This window comes from Marinomonas sp. PE14-40, assembly GCF_051623805.1.
Lineage (GTDB): Bacteria > Pseudomonadota > Gammaproteobacteria > Pseudomonadales > Marinomonadaceae > Marinomonas.
Window position 1 is genome coordinate 4631245 of record NZ_CP130700.1, and the last position, 16938, is coordinate 4648182.

The window sequence follows — 16938 nt, forward strand, 5'->3', positions numbered from 1 at the left end:
CGTTCCCGTTCTTATTGAAAGAGATTTTTACTGATATGTCATTACCAAGCACAACTGAGATTATTGAAGATTTAGAATTTTTCGACGACTGGGAAGACAGATATAAATACATCATAGATTTAGGTAAATCCTTACCTGCTATGGATGATGCGCTAAAAACTGAGCTGCGCTTAGTTAAAGGCTGCCAAAGCAGTGTTTGGATCGAGCCAGGCCAAGATGGCAAGTTAATGACATTCGTAGTTGATAGTGATGCCATTATTGTGCGCGGTCTTTTAGCGTTAGTAATGGCTGCTTATGATAATAAAACAGCGGCTGATATTGATGCATTTGATATTGATGCCTATTTTGCTGAGCTAGATCTTGAGCGTCACTTAAGTCCGACTAGAGGCAATGGTCTTAAATCTATCGTCGCGAGAATTCAGGCAATGGCAAAAGCAGCACTCTAGTTCTGCTAATCTAATAAAGCTTATAGAGTATATGATTTAAAGTAAGTAAATGCTTACTTATATGGAGAAAAAAATGCGTTCCCCTGTTTACCTTGATTATTCAGCAACTACACCGGTTGACCCAAGAGTGGCTGAGAAAATGATGCAATGTCTTTCTTTAGAAGGCAACTTTGGTAATCCTGCATCTCGTTCACACATGTTTGGCTGGCGTGCAGAAGAAGCCGTTGAAGATGCAAGACAACAGGTAGCGGATTTGATCAAGGCTGATGCGAGAGAGATTGTTTGGACTTCAGGTGCAACTGAAGCAAATAATTTGGCATTGAAAGGGATAGCTCATCAATATGGAAAGAAAGGTAAGCATATTATTACCTCCATGATTGAGCATAAGGCCGTATTGGATCCTTGTAAGCAACTTGAGCTTGAAGGTTTTGAAGTCACTTATTTAAAGCCTGATGAGCAAGGTGTTATTCAGCCTGAAATGGTTCAAGCGGCATTACGTGAAGACACTATTTTAGTTTCTTTGCTTATGGCAAATAACGAGATAGGCATAGTGACTGACATCGCCAAAATTGGTGAGTTAACCCGCGCGAACGGTACTTATCTTCATGTTGATGCTGCCCAAGCGACAGGCAAGCTTGAAATAGACGTTAATGCCATGAAGGTAGACCTAATGTCTTTAACTGCCCATAAAACTTATGGACCTAAAGGTATTGGTGCTTTATACGTACGCCGCTCACCAAAGGTAAAAATTGAAGCGCAAATGCATGGTGGTGGTCATGAGCGTGGCATGCGATCTGGTACGCTTGCTACCCATCAAATTGTGGGTATGGGTGAAGCGTTTGAGTTGGCTAACCAAGATATGCAAGCTGATAAAGAGCGCATTACCGTACTTAGAGATAAGTTATGGAATGGTATTAAAGATTTAGGTGGCGTGCATTTAAATGGCCATCCTGAACAAAGAGTTGCAGGCGTGCTTAATGTGGGTTTTGCCGATGTTGATGGTGAAGTCTTGTTGATGTCTCTTGGGGATATTGCTGTCTCTTCTGGATCTGCTTGTACGTCTGCAAGCTTGGAACCTTCTTATGTACTAAGAGCCATAGGTTTACCTGATCAATTAGCGCATGCTTCTCTACGCATTTCGGTGGGCCGTTTTACCACTGAAGAGGATATCGACTTTACGATCGAAACGATTACAAAGGTAATTAGCAGTCTCAAGGGCTAAATCCTTGCTTTAATTTACCGAGTATAAATAAAAAACGGGGCAATAAGCCCCGTTTTTTATTTCTATTTAACTGGTTTTCCAACTGGAGAGCTGCAAGCACTCGCCTTTAAAGAGAACCGGATCAGTTACTTTATTCCCTTTTGTTAACCAAAGTTCTTTACTGCTTTTTATCAACTGCCATTGAACAACACTCAATTTTTGTTTGTTATTTGTGCTGACAAGAGGCCCTAAAGAGACTTGCTGGCCTGTGTCTTTATCTATTGTCCAAAGAGTGAGGCTTTGATCGCTTTCCAGTTTAAAGCTTTGCTGATTATCTGTATTTTTATTCCACTGAATATGTAGTTCAGATTGGCCTGCTTCCGGGCTTTTATAGGCGCTAATAATCAGTTCAGGAAGTATTTTATTCGATTCCTCTGTGGATGTTAAAACCGCTAAATAATTTGGTCCTTGTAAGGATAAACTTGGTGGTATGTTGGTTTTCTCTAATCCAAACTTACCGATAAATAAACTGAGCATGAGAGCGAAACTTAAGGCACTCACTCCTCGCCATAAGAATAAAGATTGCCACCAAGAGGATGAGGTTTTGTCAGTTAAAAAGAGTTCTTGACTTAGCTGCTGCCATACTCTTTTTGGGGGGGCGACATCATCTGTATTGGTGTTAATAGGCTCTAGTCGGTTCTGCCACTGATAGATGGCTTGTTCTAATTCCTTATCAATCTGCATGAGACGGATAACTCTTTGTTGTACCTTAGGTGATAAGGTGCCTAATACAAATTGGCTTGCAAGATGAGAGCGAATCTTAGGGTTTTGATAGCGGTGGGCTAAATTTAATTTTTGAGACATAATTCTAGCTCCTTTAGTCCACGTCTTATCCAAGACTTTAGGGTGCCGATTGGTGTACTTAGCTTGTCTGCCAACTCTGAATGGGAAAAACCATGAACATAGGCCAATACAATCACTCGTCTCGGTTCTTGCTTTAGTTGGTTTAGGCAGTAATTGAGATCTCTTTGTTCTGCTATTACCATGCCTTCATCTGTAATTTGGTTTATATCAGTTTCTTCTAGAGGAGATTCAGGGCGACGATTTGCTTTTCTTATGTAATCCAGTGCTGAGTTTCGAGTGATTTGACATATCCAAGCCCATGCCCAATTCTCACCTAAATCACTCCGATATGACGAAGCTTGGTGCCAGATCTTGTTAAAACTCTCTTGTAAAATATCTGCGGCAATATCTTTATCTTGAATCATTTTTAATATTAAGCCATATAACTTAGGACTGGTGATTTGATAAAGGCTTTCAAATGCCGTTTGATCTTTTAAACATATTTGCGCGAGTAAGATCTCAACCTTATGTTTAAAATTTTTATCCTGTGTTTTATTTGTCGTTGCATCAAAACTCAAAATAGTTTCCTTTTATGGCTCGATCAGTAGATCGAGCCATGGCTAACAATTGAATGTTTTAAGGTTTCTTTGCAAGGTGCCAAACACCTTTCACACCATCTCCTGTGGTATCTCCAGGCTTTGTATCCCTAACCCAAGTATAAAGCGGCTGTCCGTTGAAAGCCCATTGTAAGCTACCATCATTACGAGTGATACGAGTGTAACTTTTGGGTTTTTGCTCACCATCTTTAGCGAGCAGTGGTGGCCATAGTGTCGCACAAGCGCCATTACAGTTAGAAATTTCTGCCGTATCTTTATCAAATGTATAAAGACTCATGCCATTTGCATCTGTCAGAGGTGTTTCCATTTTGTTCTCAGGGCTTTTGTTACTTGAGTAGTAGGAGTCTGAACTTGCTGCGCAGGCTATAAGTGAGTGAGCAAGGCCAACAACACAAAGGGTTTTCAATACAGGTTTCATATGATTTCCATCTTTTTAATTTAGTCATTGATAGAAACGTCCATTCGTTTGTTTTGGATGCATAGGGCATAAATTTTTTTAAAAAATAGTTCCGTCTGATTTATATGAGAAATATCAATATCTCTTTTGCCTGTAATCTTGAGTAATAGCCATATTATCTGGCACAGCTTATCGTCATTTCCAAGCTAGGTACGTGTGTTTTTGAAGTCAGGTTCAGAGTTGCAAGATCATTTTTATAAAGCCTAATGATCTGAACTCATGAGTCTTACAAATTGAACCTTATCTGAAAAGGCAATACAGGAGCTTTTGTTTATTTTTATAATTCGGTTGGATTCTAAGGCTGGCTAATTAATAAGGTGCATTGTGTTTGCTTTTATTGTGATGTTTGAGTTCGCTTTTATTTTTTTATTAATGGCTTTTTGTTTTTTATTAGAGCTTGGTTAAATACGCTCGGCCTTTCTTTGTCCTTCCTTTTTTCTTTTTAGTACTTAATCGCTTAAATGATGAATGCATTTTCAAAATAAATGTAGGGGTAACTACGCCCTAAATTTATCGAGCATAGAGCTAACCTTGTTTTATGTTTGAGTTAAATTGTTGATATTTATAAAAATATTAAATTAAAGGACTAGAGATGGATCAATACGTAGAGTTAATGGAACACAATAGAAAACTTGATAGGAAGCAAGATATTGTACCGCCAAGTGGTCAGTTTACCCAAGTTTGGATTGATGACCAGAAAGTAGATGCAGTACTTGGAGAAAGTATTTTAAGCGTGCTTTTCGCAGTAGGTAAAAATGAAATTGCTCAAAATGATCATGCAAAAATTACCGGTGCTTATTGTGGCATGGGGATATGTCATTGTTGCAATGTTCAAGTGAATGACAAGCATAAGATGAAAGCTTGCCAAACCTTGATTGAGCCTGGTATGCGTATTAATACCCAAAAAAACCGTTTAGAAGAGGGCTTCTAAATGACGCAAATATCACCTGTAGTTATTGTCGGAGCGGGTACGGCTGGTATTTCTGCCGCTGTGGAATTAGCGCAAGCTGGCATTCACTCTATTGTATTAGATGAGGCTCCAAAAATCGGAGGCGCTGTTTTTCGGGGGCCATATCGTGAAGCCATTGAGTTGCCTCATTTAGATTCTAAATTACGCAAAAAGATCTCTAATATTAGGCAGCAATATAATGATCATCAGGCCTTTATCGAACTTAGATTAAATACACGAGTATTAGGGCCAGCAGGTAAAGATAGCTTGTTAGTTCGTCATAAGGATGAAGTGAATGAGCTTAACTATGAACAATTGATTATAGCGACTGGCTGTCATGAACGCAGTGTGCCTTTTGATGGCTGGCAAATGCCGGGAGTTATGTTGCTTGGTGGTGTCCAGCTTCAGCTTAAGTCAGGGTTAGTTAAACCAGGCCAAAAAATGGCTGTTGTGGGTACGGGTCCTTTGTTACCTCTTGTTGCCTGTCAGCTCTTTAAGGCTGGTGTAGAGGTCGTGGGGGTATATGAAGCCGGCAAGTTTAGTGATTTTGCTAAGGAGAGTCGTGCTTTACTTAACCGGCCAGTACTCGCACTTGAAGGTATGGGGATGCTGAGTTATTTAAAAGCAAACGCCATTCCTATGCATTATGGCCAGGGGATTGTTTCTGTTTCAGGAGAAGGTAATCTCAAAAAGGCTCATTTTGCGAAATACACAGATGATTGGTATCCCGTTGAAGGAACAGGAACAAGCCTAGAATTAGATTGTCTAGCAGTAGGTTATGGCTTTGTCTCACGCAATCAGCTAAGCCAATTGTTCCAATTAGATCATGATGTTTGTGCCATTAGTGGTCTTAAGCCGAAAGTAGATATCTGGCAAAAATCTAGTCAGGAAAATATCTATATTGCCGGAGACAGTGTTGGCATCTTAGGGGGAGAAGGTGCCATGGTAGAGGGGCGTATTGCCGCCTTATCGATCGCACAAACTCTTCAAAAGGTGACGACAACTGATGCAAATAGTAAAGCAGATGATTACTTCACTCTGTTGCAAAAAGTGAAAAGCTTTAGGGCTGGTTTTGATCGTATTGGTCGCCGTCGTGAAGGCCTTTTATCCCTATTGAAGCCGAATACCATAGTATGTCGTTGTGAGAATGTGACTCGCTCAGATATCGATGAAGTCATTGAGCAAGGAGTGAAAGATATCACGTCTTTAAAAATGAGAACTAGAGCGGGTATGGGGGACTGCCAAGGAAAAACCTGTAATAGCTATTGTCAGGACAGATTGGGGCATGAATTAAAAAATCCAGATGTTGGACATATTAAGCCACGTTTTCCACTTGACCCTATTCCTTTTTCTGCCTTATCTGATGGAGTGCAATTATGAGTACTAAGACGAATAAAAAATACGACATAGTGATTGCGGGTGGTGGTGTAATTGGTGCTGCTTGTGCTTATTTTTTAAGCAAGGAAAAAGACTTAAAAATTGCATTAGTAGATCTTAAAAAACCAGGTAATGCCTCTCGTGCATCTGCTGGTGGTTTGTGGGCCATTGGTGAATCGGTTGGACTAGGTTGTGGAGTGATCTTTTTTAATCGCATGACAATGCAACAAGCAGATGCAACGGGTGAAGATCTACCGCCTATGAGGCCGCATGTATTACCTGATTACTTTTTTGAGTTTGCTTTAAAAAGTAATGCTATGTACCCAGCTTTATGGCAAGAATTAAAAGACAAGCATGGCGTCGATTTTAAGTTTGAAAAAACGGGCCTGAAATATGTCATGTACGACGAATACGATAAGATGTACGCCGATTCTATCGTAGATCATATCCCAGGTTTAATTGACCAAGTGAGCTGGTTAAGCGCTGAAGAGCTAGCTGAAGATGAACCTTACATTAATAAAAAGTCTATCGGTGCATTAGAATTTAAATGTGACCATCAGGTTAATCCTTATCGTTTAAATGAAGCATATTTAGAGGCAGCACGACAAAATGGCGTTGAACTCTTTTTAGAAACGGAAGTGCTATCGATTGAGAAACGTGGAAATAAGGTAATTGGCGTTGAAACTGATGCAGGCTTCATTGCCTGTGACACCTTAATTAATGCAGCAGGCAGTTGGGCTGCACAATTAAGTAAAATGGCAACGGGTATTGAGTTGCCTGTCTATCCAGTTAAAGGCCAAATTATCCTATCTGAGCGTTTACCAAAAATTCTTAAGGGCTGTGTTTCTACCACAGACTGCTATATTGCCCAAAAAGATAATGGTGAGGTCTTGATTGGAAGTACCACAGAAGAAAAAGGCTTTGATACAACCAATACCTTGCCAGAGCTTAAAGAGCTAGTGAATGGTGCAGTGAAGTGTATTCCTATGCTAAATGATTTAAACATTAAGCGCTGTTGGGCGGGGTTAAGACCAGGTACACCAGATGAGTTTCCTATCTTAGGAGAAATGGAAGGCGTGGAAGGGTATATCAATGCTTGCGGTCACTTTAGAACAGGTATTTTAACTTCAGCTATTACGGGTAAGTTAATTAATGACTTATATCGCGGTTTGCCTTTAGATATGGATATTACGCCATTTAAATACTCCCGTTTCTTGAAACCAAAAGAAGGTTCGAAGGTAATTGAAGACGCATTAGTTTGATTTAATTTTAGCTAATCAAGTTAAATAACAAAGCCAGCAACTGCTGGCTTTGTTATTTTGAGCATTTGTAAAAACTTTTTGCTTACTGATATTACATGACATTACAATGGCCGCGGATTTTTTTAACTCATTGTTTTGAGTATTTATTAAGGATGTTAAATGAAAAAAATTATTCTGCCTCTTGTTCTATCTTTACCTCTTTATTCAGTGGCTAATGAAATGTCGTTTGGTGGCGCTATAGGCATGTGGGATTATAGTGATGAAGAAGGTTCTAACGATTCGACAACAATAGAAGCGTCTTTTAATTATGAAATAATTGATAATCTTGATGTATCTGTACGTGTTGGTGTCGATGCAGGTGAGGAGACAAGTGGTTATGGTAATAATACGAGTTTAGTTAGAAGGGCTTATGTAACCAGTCATATTGAGGCCTACTGGAAACCTAAATATCTCAAAAATGATTTTTAGTTTTATGCATTACTTGGTCTTGCAAGTATTGAAATGTATGGAGAAATAGAAGATATATCAGATGGAAGCATTGTAGAAACGGATGACTCAACGTCAGGTTTTGCTTATGGTGCAGGTATAAGTTATAAGGCGTTTGATCATAACTCGATTTTTGTCGAGTGGCGTCAACTTCCTGATGGTAATGGTTATGATTTATCTAGTATTAGCCTTGGATTAAGTATCCCTCTTTAGTCTCTATTATAGAATTGCTTGATTATGCTAAGTATCAAGCAATCATTCATAGTTCTCTTCCTTCTAAAAAAGCACCTTACTTTAAAAGGCTTTATGTACTTTAATTAAGTTGTATTAATAATCCGTATATACCTTAAAAGTATTTTGCTTCTCATCTTCTTTATTATATATGCAAAACTAGAGAAGCATTTTTGTATTAGGAGGGGATAATGAAATCACTTATAGTACTGTTGTTTAGCTTCTCTCAACTTCTTTATGCAGAAGAAGAGGGAGTAGAGTCTGATTTTACTGAAGGTTTATATGTTGGTGGAGCTATCGTTACTTGGAACTATGAAGAGTCCGGTGAAACTTATAATCCTATTTCATTTGAAGCCATTGCTGATTATCGACTATTTAATCCTCTAGATATTTCAATCAGACTAGGAATGGGGTTCGGTGAAGATGAGTCTGAATCAAACCCAAATTCCGTTGAGATGGGGTTCTATAAACTCCTCTATTTGAAGCCCTATATTAGTTTGAAAGAATTAAAGCTATACGGTTTGATGGGCTATGCAAATTATGATGTTGAATCTAGCCCAAATGTAGGCACTTCTGGAATTAGCTATGGAGTAGGCGCTGATTATAACCTTTTTGATGTTGCCAATGCATTTCTAGAATGGCGGTTTTTACCTGAAGCTGATAGTTCAGATCTTGCATCAATTAGTATGGGAGTGATTTTGCCCTATTAGTTCATTTAGCTATTAGGGCGACGGATCGATTTAAAAATATCGTATTTGATTTCATCGTAAAACCAACTGTCTAAAAGTAGATATGCCACAGTTTCTATCATGAATGCTTTGGAATGAGGCTCAATGAAAGAGAGTAAGCGTCTTAGAAAGCAGTACATAAGCGAGATATGATTTCTTCATACTGTGGTTTTTTTTCACAATACGAATGCTAAGTATTGGAAAAACACTTCTATAGCAGTTAGTGTTTTATTTATATTGAAACTAGAATCAATAAAGACTGAATAAAAACACCTAACTCAAGCTTTCCTGCTTTTGGACAAATTTGTCATATAGCTTTTATGATATGTATTTAAGGGTGATTTATTATTTAACTGATACTCTTTGTAAGGAAAATCGTATGAAATTAGGTTTATGGATCTCTGCAGTTGCGATTGCTTGTTTACCTTTTACCGTAAACGCCGCTGATATCTCAGCGGGTAAGGCAAAATCAGCTGTTTGCGCGGCATGTCATGGTGCAAATGGTATTGCAATGATTCCTACTTACCCAAATTTAGCAGGTCAAAATGCTGGCTATATAGACGCAGCGTTGAAAGCTTATAAGTCAGGTCAAAGAAAGGGTGGTCAAGCCGCTATCATGGCGGGAATGGCTGCGCCTCTTTCTGATGCGGATATTGCTAATTTAGCGGCTTACTATAGTTCATTAAAATAATTGAGTTGTTAATTCTTAAAAGCGAACCACTCGGTTCGCTTTTTTGTTTGTACTTGTTAGTCGCTTAATTCTTGGCTTTAACTCTAACGATGCTTTTCAAAAATAAGTTAAAAATCTCATTGTGTAGAAAATTCCATCTTCTGACTTTAATAAGATTGTTTTTATAAAAAATCAGAATGAATGACATGTGATTTAACTAAAAACCAACTTGTATAAGCGAACCACAAATTACTCTCTAGTGTCATTAAAGACCGATGACTCACTCGCATAACAATAATCAGGTTCAGAAAAAACTGATTTTAAAATTAATAACCTAATTCATTTTAAAGTGTTTAAAAACATTAGGTTGTGAACTTTTTATTCACCCCTTCTCTATTTTTGATTATATATTCAGGGGTAAAAATCGCTCTATAACATTGAATTTTAATTAACGATTCAGATTAAGAGCATAACAATCCCTTTCTCTATTTTAAGCTCAGATTTTATCATTTCATCGTTATGTATCTTAATGTAAATTAAATGTGCACTAGATACCTTTTCTTAGGCTTATTAATCAAAACGACTAGAATTGAATAATTAAAGTAGTCGATAAAAAAAGCTACCAAGATAATAATTCTGCAACTGAGTAATTAATTGAACCAAATAAACAAAAAAATATGCCTATGTTTGTAACGCCTACCGAATCCAGAAAGCCCGGACGCCCTTCTAAAAGTCTTAATAGTGATGAGAAGAATCAATCTAGAAAGGCCTTATTAGAGGCTGCCAGAGCGCTTTTTGCTAAAGACCCCTATGCAAAGGTCTCAACGCGAAAGATTGCAGAAAGAGCGGGTGTGAATCCAGCACTTATTCGTTATTACTTTATTAATAAAGATGGTCTCTATCAGCAGATGTTAACTGGCATGGCGGAGGAGTTACAAAGCCATATTCTCAATTCAGATTGGAGTGAGGTATCAAGTCCAATAGAGCCTATTGTTCGTTCTTATGCGGCAATGTTTGCTAAAGAGCCTGGTGTTGCCAAACTCATTTTCAGAGAACTTCTGCTTAATGATGAGGGAAGCCGTTCTAAAGTCATTGATTTAGTGATTCGCCCTGATAGGGAGTTTGTACTTAAATTTCTGCAGGCCTCCCACTTTAAACCATTAAAACCTGGTGTGAACCCTGTGTTTCTTGTCTTACATATTATGGGGAGCACAGTCCTTCCCTATTTGATGAAAGAATCGATTGAAGAAGTGGAAGGGGAATCTTTAACTCATGATCACTTTGAACAGATGATTCAGCAAAGTATTCAATTTTTAGAAACCGCATTTATTGATCAGGAGAAAAGTGAGTGAATCCTTCTAAGCTTTTACAAACAAAAATTATGTTGCCACTTGCTGCTGCAATGGGTGTGGCTATCTTGGTTATATCGAGTCAGGCACCTGAAAAAATTGAAATTAACACAGAGCGAAAGCAAGGGCCTTTAGTTCTTATTGAAGAGGTGAAATTAGCTAGGTTAGACCCAATTGTCACGGGTTTTGGGCGTGCCAAACCCGTGACTACTTGGGATGCGATCAGTGAGGTCAGTGGAAGAGTTGTTTACCAGCATCCAACTTTAAAAAATGGTGCTTTTATTCCAACAGGAACTTTAGTTCTAAAAATAGATCCTGTGGATTACGAACTGGATTTAGCTCAAAGCCAAGCAGACCTGCAAACCAAAAAAATAGAGGTGAAGCGTGTTGATTTGAATGAGCAGCAATATTTACGTTCATTAGAAATTGAGACAAGCCGCTTGGCTCTGACTAAGAAAGAATTAACGAGAATTGAAACGCTACAAAAGAAAGGTGTTGCTTCTAGATCGACACTTGAAGATCAAAGAAATGCGGTACTATCTCAAGAAAAGATCGTTTGGGATTTGCAAATGCAGCTGGATAATATCCCTACAGACAGGGCTGTAAGTGAAGCAAATGTTAAGGTGGCGGAAGCAAGTTTAGCAGATGCCAAACGTAATCTTCAAAGAACTGAATTTAGCCTTCCTTTTGATGCTCGTATTGGAGATGTAAACACAGAACTACAGCAAGTGGTTAATCAGCAAGAGTTGCTTGTTTCGGCTCATGATATGCGAGTAATGGAAGTAACTGCAAATATGCCAGTGGCAAGTTTTGTCAGTGTTATTCGTGCAATCTCACAAACATCTTCTAAAGATAGGCGAACTTCTTTTAGTGATATCAATGGCTTCAATTTTACTGCTGTAATGACAGCAAGATTAGGTAATCGTACGATTCAGTGGCAAGCAAAAGTTACCAGTGTCAGTGATGGTATTGATCCATCAAGTAACACCATAGGGGTGACGGTTGAAGTTGTGAACGACATGGATAAGTTTGATCCAGTTGATTCGCCTCTCATGGTTAAAGATATGTATTTACAGGTAGATGTGTCAGGCCCTGCTAAAGAGCAAATTGTGATCCCCATTAAAGCTGTACATGGGGATAAGGTGTATCTAGTTAATAAAGAGAATGAATTAATTATCCAAAGAGTTGAAATAGCGTATGTCCAAGGTGAATTTGCTGCAGTTGCAAAAGGAGTAGACGTTGGAGACAAAATTATTCTCACCGATTTAATTGCACCAGTTAGTGGTATGTCTATTCGTACTGTCACACAGGGAATAGAAGAATGATTCGATTTTTTGCGATACACCCTACTGCTGCAAACCTTTTGATGTTGATGTTGATCCTGTTAGGTTTAAACTCTTTATCTGATCTTAAGCGCGAAACGTTTCCTGACTTTAGTATTAATGCAATTAAAGCCACTGTCATTTACCCAGGCGCTACGCCTGAAAGTATTGAAAGTGCTTTGTGTATTCCTATGGAAGACGCTGTTGATGGTTTAAGTAATATTGATGAAGTCAGCTGTGAGGCGACAGAAGGTTTAGCAACGTTGACGGTAGAAATGGCTGAAGGAGGGGATTTCAGTAAGTTAATGTCAGAGGTGAAAAATGAGGTTGATGGAATAAACACCTTCCCTGAAGATGCAGAAAGCCCTTTTATTACAGAAGCGAATCGAACTGACGAAGTTATTGACCTTGCCATACATGGCAAGAATATGACGACAACCGAGTTAAAGGAATACAGTGAAGAAGTAAAAAGAAAGCTTAAACAAGAGCCGGGTATTTCATTGATAGATATTAAAGGCTTCTCAACCCATCAATTACAAGTGGATGTATCTTTACCTTTATTAAGGCAGGTCGGTTTATCAATAAATGATTTATCTGACGCATTATCAAACCAAAATATAGAAGCGCCAAGCGGTGAATTAAAAGATGATAATAGAGCTCTGTTGATACGTATAGACCAACAGCAGGTCACTGCTTATAAACTGGGTCAAACAGTTGTTTCAGCAAGTGAAGAAGGTGGGCAAATTCTGTTATCTGATATTGCAAAGATAACAGATAGATTTGAGCTTGATGAAGATAAAATTTGGCAAGACGGTGAACGTATTGCGCTTTTAAAAATTAATAAAAATAAATCACAAGATGCAATCAATATAGCTAATACTGTCAGAGCGTTTGTGGAAAAAGAGCAAGCGATATCTCCCGAGGGCATTTCCCTTGTCCTGTCTAATGATCAATCTACTAACATTTTAGATCGCCTGACTATGTTGCTTGAAAATGGCTGGCAAGGGATTCTTCTCGCTTTCTTTGTTATGTGGCTTTTCTTTACGTGGCGCTATGCTTTTTGGGTTGCCATGGGGTTACCTGTTTCTTTTTTAGGCGCCTTATGGCTAATGTCAATTTTAGGGATTAGCGTCAATATGATCTCTATGGTAGCTATGTTGATCGCTATTGGCCTTCTGATGGACGATGCTATTGTCATTGCAGAGAATATTGCTTCTCAGGTCGCGGCAAACGAAGATATTAATGAAGGCGTTGTAAAAGGGGTCACCATGGTTTTCCCTGGGGTGCTTTCTTCCTTCTTAACCACTTTGGCTATTTTTGGTGGTATGGCGTTTATATCTGGCACAATTGGCCAAGTCTTAAGTGATATTCCCATTGTTTTGATTTTGACTTTGACAGTGTCTTTAGTTGAAGCATTTTTGATATTACCAAGCCATCTTGCTCATGCATTACATAAAACCCCTAAGTCAGATGTTAAAGTAAATCTAATTAATCGATTTAAAGAGCGTTTTATTAATGCCTTTGAAAGATTTCGTAATACCCAGTTAGTCAACATTGTTGAAGCCATTATTCGTTTTAGGTACCTTTTTGTTGGTAGTTTAGTTGGCGCTTTATTTATCTCAGTTTCGTTGATGGTAAGTGGTGCTTTGGCGTTCAAAGCTTTTCCTAATACAGAAGCTGATATTTTGGTTGCCAGAATTATCATGCCTCCCGGCACTGCATTACAGCAAACTGAAAAAGTGGTGAATCATGTTGTCACTGCCGCTAAGACACTCGAGAAAAGCTTACCTTCAAGCGGTGAGCAAGAGTTGATTGAGCACATTCGGGTAGAGTTTAATAAAAATGCAGATGCCTTTATTACTGGAGCACATGTTGCCACTGTGCAGGTTGAATTTCTGACGGTTGCTAAGCGAACGCCGAGTATTTACGAAATTGAAACGGCTTGGGAGAAAGCAATAGGAGAATTGCCAGGTGTTGTTGCTCTGTCTATAAAAGAGCCTTCCAATGGCCCAGCTGGTTTAGCAATTGATATCCAATTACAAGCGAATGATATGCAACAAATGATGGCAGCAGGGAACCGTATCTTAGCTGAAATTAATCAATATAAAGGGGTGTCGAACGTCATGTTAGATGTGCGCCCAGGTAAGCAAGAATTGGAGCTCAAGCTTAAACCCGGTGCCTTGTCTTTAGGGGTCAATGCTGCCACCTTGTCAAACCAAATAGGTACCGCTTTTAATGGGGTGAAAATTGATGATATTCAGCGAGGTTCAGAGCAACTTGAAATAGAGCTAAAACTGTCAAGGCAAGACACTCTATCGCAAAGCCAGCTTGAACAGTTTCCAATTCGATTAAGTGATGGCAGTGAAATTCCATTGTCTGCATTGGTTGAATTTAATTATGAAAGAGGTTTTTCTCGTATTAACCGAGTTAACGGCTTACGCACTTTGAGCGTAATCGGTGACGTTGATAACCAAGAGCTGAATACGAATGTGCTTTTAGCTAGGCTTTCCAATGGTATTTTAAAAGAGATTAAGCAAGATTACCCAAACATTCGAGTGAATTTGGAAGGCGAAAATAAAGAAGGTAATGAAACCTCAAGTTCAATTGTTGAAAAATTCTTAATGGGGTTGGTGGGTATTTTTATTATCTTAAGCTTTCAGTTTAGAAGCTATATAGAACCGGTCATTGTTATGATGGCGATCCCCCTTGCACTAATAGGATCTCTTTGGGGGCACTTCATTATGGGATACGATATGACGATGCCAAGCATGATAGGTTATGTGTCTTTAGCTGGCATAGTGGTTAATGACTCAATCTTATTGGTTGACTATATTAAGCGGAATGTAGCAGCAGGAGTATCGGCTCATATTGCCGCTGTGAATGCATCTAAGGCGAGATTTAGAGCCGTGTTTATTACCAGCGCCACGACCATTGCGGGTTTAGTACCTTTAATGTTTGAAACCAGTACTCAGGCGCAAATTATGCAACCTATGGTGGTAAGTATTATTTTCGGCATGATTACTTCAACTTGCTTAATTCTATTTTTGCTGCCTAGTCTGTACGTCATTTTAGATGATTTTGGATTGGTTAAAAAACCGTCTGAATCTGACTAGGGAAACTGCGGTTAAGTCACCTCTTCTCAGTCTGCTTTTTTAAGGTATATAGGGAAAAAGTATCACACAAGGTGTTACTTTTTCTGAAATAGCGAGTAGGTATTATTTAAAGACCCGAAGGGCGTGGTCTAAAAGCCCTATCTTTATGTTGAGGACCTTATCAATAGAATCACTATTAAGTAGCGCTCCTCGCCATAAATCTAGTTGCTTTTATCCACCCGCTGAGGCGGGAGAACTTATTCGCAGCTTCCCTAGACTGATAACTACCTGCTTTGCAGATTCCTTAGTCACCTATCGGGGCTCTTTGTTAATAAGGCCCCTTTATCCAGTTTCGCTTTTCCGCTTTTCTTCTTTGTTAAAGTTTAAAAGAGGCAACGTTTTCTTTAAGTTTCAACTCTATTCACTTTTTGACAAAACTTTGCATCTATCTCAACTAAGCTAATAATCAAGACTCTGATATCGCTGCCTGTTTAATTATGCTTATTCAAGATGCTGTATTAGAAAGGATTTAAACTATTGACCTAAAGGTTCATGTATTTTGTTTGACGGTTTGGAGCTTAGATGGCTGACTCTTTAGAACATAAAATTAATCAAATCTCTTATGAACTCACGATTCATCAAACGGCATTGGATAATGTGAGTGCATATATTTTTATGAAGGACCTTGATGGCCGTTACACCTACGCTAATAAAATGGTACGAGAGCTATTTAATTGTTCTCTTGAGGAAATTGTTGGTCAGGATGATAGCTCATTTTTTTCTTTAGATGATTCAGATGAAATTACCGTTAACGATACTTATGTCATGGTGAACGGAGTCAGCATAGAAAAAGAAGAGCGTAATGTCATCATGGAAACAGGTGAAGTTCGCTATTATTGGACAACCAAGAAACCCTTGTTTGATGCTAAAGGTAAGGTAATTGGGTTAAACGGTATTTCCACAGATATTACCGATCAAAAACAAATGCAAACTAACTTAAGGGATAACGAACGTCAGTTAAAAACCATTATCAATCATGTCGATGCGTATATTTATATGAAAGATAGAGAAGGTAAGTTCTTATTTATTAATGATAAAACCGCCGACTTATTTGGAGTACACGCAAGTGAAGTAAAGGGTAAAACTACTCGACAATTATTACCTCCGGAACTTGCTGATAATTTTGATATTTTGGACCATAAAATACTAGCATCAGAGGAAAAAGTGGAGGGAGAAGAGGTCTTTTCTAATGAGTTGGGTCCTGACAAGTATTATTGGTCTACTAAGATTCCGATTAAAGACGAAAAAGGAAAACTTGTTTCGTTTGTCGGTTTTTCAACCGAAATAACGAAAATAGTTGAACAAAGGAAAGAGTTTAAAGAGCAAGCCGCTACGGATGAGTTAACTGGGATTGCGAATCGAAGACACTTTATGGCTGAGGCTTACTCTAAGCAAGCCAGCGCGATACACAAGGGTTCAAGCATGTCTGTGATGATTATTGATCTTGATTACTTTAAGCGAGTAAATGACAGTTTTGGTCACCATATTGGTGATGTCGTACTAAAAGAAATTGCCATTGAGTTAACTCAAAGTGTTAGATCAAATGATCTGGTTGCGAGAATGGGAGGGGAAGAGTTTGCTGTTTTATTGCCCTGTACCAATTTATATCAAGCTAGCCTAGTCGCAGAAAAATTACGTTTAAAAATTACCTCTTTAGTGATACCAGAAAAAACTGGCTTGAGTTTGACGGCAAGTATTGGTATTGCCAGCTGTGAACTTCATCCAGAAGGGGTGGGAGCTGCCATGATAAAAGCAGATGAAGCGCTCTATTGTGCTAAGCATAATGGACGAAATCAAGTGGCGACTTAAGGCAAACCATTGAAAAATCAGCTGTACTAACAATTGATA

Annotated in this window: 15 protein-coding genes and 1 pseudogene; 13 read left to right on the forward strand and 3 right to left on the reverse strand. The window is 38.6% G+C overall.

Annotated elements, in window-relative coordinates; genetic code table 11:
• Positions 1 to 35 precede the first annotated feature (35 nt).
• Both Q0A08_RS21430 and Q0A08_RS21435 read left to right on the forward strand, forming a co-directional pair.
• Entirely contained in the window at positions 36 to 446 is a 411-nt protein-coding gene (locus Q0A08_RS21430) for a SufE family protein (RefSeq protein ID WP_438463532.1), read from the forward strand.
• Positions 447 to 519: 73 nt separating this feature from the next.
• A complete protein-coding gene (locus tag Q0A08_RS21435) occupies positions 520 to 1668 on the forward strand; it encodes an IscS subfamily cysteine desulfurase (RefSeq protein WP_438463534.1) in 1149 nt (382 codons plus the stop codon).
• Between the two features lie 66 nt (positions 1669 to 1734).
• Here Q0A08_RS21435 and Q0A08_RS21440 read toward each other — a convergent pair whose 3' ends face one another.
• The 3 genes from Q0A08_RS21440 to Q0A08_RS21450 are packed head-to-tail and all read right to left on the reverse strand — an operon-like array spanning position 1735 to position 3525.
• On the reverse strand, positions 1735 to 2511 hold the full coding sequence (locus tag Q0A08_RS21440; RefSeq protein WP_438463536.1) for an anti-sigma factor: 777 nt from the start codon (positions 2509 to 2511) through the stop codon (positions 1735 to 1737).
• Positions 2496 to 3068: an RNA polymerase sigma factor gene (locus Q0A08_RS21445; RefSeq protein WP_438463537.1), complete on the reverse strand. Its 573-nt coding sequence runs from the start codon at positions 3066 to 3068 to the stop codon at positions 2496 to 2498. Before Q0A08_RS21445 ends, Q0A08_RS21440 begins: the two co-directional genes overlap by 16 nt.
• Positions 3069 to 3126: 58 nt before the next feature.
• Entirely contained in the window at positions 3127 to 3525 is a 399-nt protein-coding gene (locus Q0A08_RS21450) for a COG4315 family predicted lipoprotein (RefSeq protein WP_438463538.1), read from the reverse strand.
• A gap of 631 nt (positions 3526 to 4156) precedes the next feature.
• On the opposite strand from Q0A08_RS21450, the gene Q0A08_RS21455 reads away from it, so the two are divergent.
• From Q0A08_RS21455 to Q0A08_RS21505, 11 genes and pseudogenes are all read left to right on the forward strand, one after another.
• Positions 4157 to 4495 carry a 2Fe-2S iron-sulfur cluster-binding protein gene (locus Q0A08_RS21455; RefSeq protein WP_438463539.1) on the forward strand — a complete coding sequence of 113 codons (339 nt, stop codon included), beginning with the start codon at positions 4157 to 4159 and terminating at the stop codon, positions 4493 to 4495.
• Complete coding sequence (locus Q0A08_RS21460; RefSeq protein ID WP_438463540.1) at positions 4496 to 5893, forward strand: FAD-dependent oxidoreductase; 1398 nt, start codon at positions 4496 to 4498, stop codon at positions 5891 to 5893.
• On the forward strand, positions 5890 to 7152 hold the full coding sequence (locus Q0A08_RS21465) for an NAD(P)/FAD-dependent oxidoreductase (RefSeq protein ID WP_438463541.1): 1263 nt from the start codon (positions 5890 to 5892) through the stop codon (positions 7150 to 7152). Before Q0A08_RS21460 ends, Q0A08_RS21465 begins: the two co-directional genes overlap by 4 nt.
• 159 nt (positions 7153 to 7311) lie before the next feature.
• The gene (locus Q0A08_RS21470; protein WP_438463542.1) at positions 7312 to 7620 is read left to right on the forward strand and encodes a hypothetical protein; all 309 of its coding nucleotides are present in this window, start codon (positions 7312 to 7314) and stop codon (positions 7618 to 7620) included.
• A 15-nt stretch (positions 7621 to 7635) separates the two neighbouring features.
• Positions 7636 to 7851: pseudogene (locus Q0A08_RS21475) on the forward strand (hypothetical protein); the annotation flags it as partial.
• A 209-nt stretch (positions 7852 to 8060) separates the two neighbouring features.
• Complete coding sequence (locus Q0A08_RS21480) at positions 8061 to 8579, forward strand: outer membrane beta-barrel protein (protein WP_438463543.1); 519 nt, start codon at positions 8061 to 8063, stop codon at positions 8577 to 8579.
• Positions 8580 to 8976: 397 nt separating this feature from the next.
• Complete coding sequence (locus Q0A08_RS21485) at positions 8977 to 9288, forward strand: c-type cytochrome (RefSeq protein ID WP_438463545.1); 312 nt, start codon at positions 8977 to 8979, stop codon at positions 9286 to 9288.
• 656 nt (positions 9289 to 9944) lie between these two features.
• Positions 9945 to 10619: a TetR/AcrR family transcriptional regulator gene (locus Q0A08_RS21490; RefSeq protein ID WP_438463546.1), complete on the forward strand. Its 675-nt coding sequence runs from the start codon at positions 9945 to 9947 to the stop codon at positions 10617 to 10619.
• Positions 10616 to 11941 carry an efflux RND transporter periplasmic adaptor subunit gene (locus Q0A08_RS21495; protein WP_438463547.1) on the forward strand — a complete coding sequence of 442 codons (1326 nt, stop codon included), beginning with the start codon at positions 10616 to 10618 and terminating at the stop codon, positions 11939 to 11941. Before Q0A08_RS21490 ends, Q0A08_RS21495 begins: the two co-directional genes overlap by 4 nt.
• Entirely contained in the window at positions 11938 to 15051 is a 3114-nt protein-coding gene (locus Q0A08_RS21500; protein WP_438463548.1) for an efflux RND transporter permease subunit, read from the forward strand. Before Q0A08_RS21495 ends, Q0A08_RS21500 begins: the two co-directional genes overlap by 4 nt.
• Positions 15052 to 15612: 561 nt before the next feature.
• Positions 15613 to 16899 carry a sensor domain-containing diguanylate cyclase gene (locus Q0A08_RS21505; RefSeq protein WP_438463550.1) on the forward strand — a complete coding sequence of 429 codons (1287 nt, stop codon included), beginning with the start codon at positions 15613 to 15615 and terminating at the stop codon, positions 16897 to 16899.
• Positions 16900 to 16938: the final 39 nt, after the last annotated feature.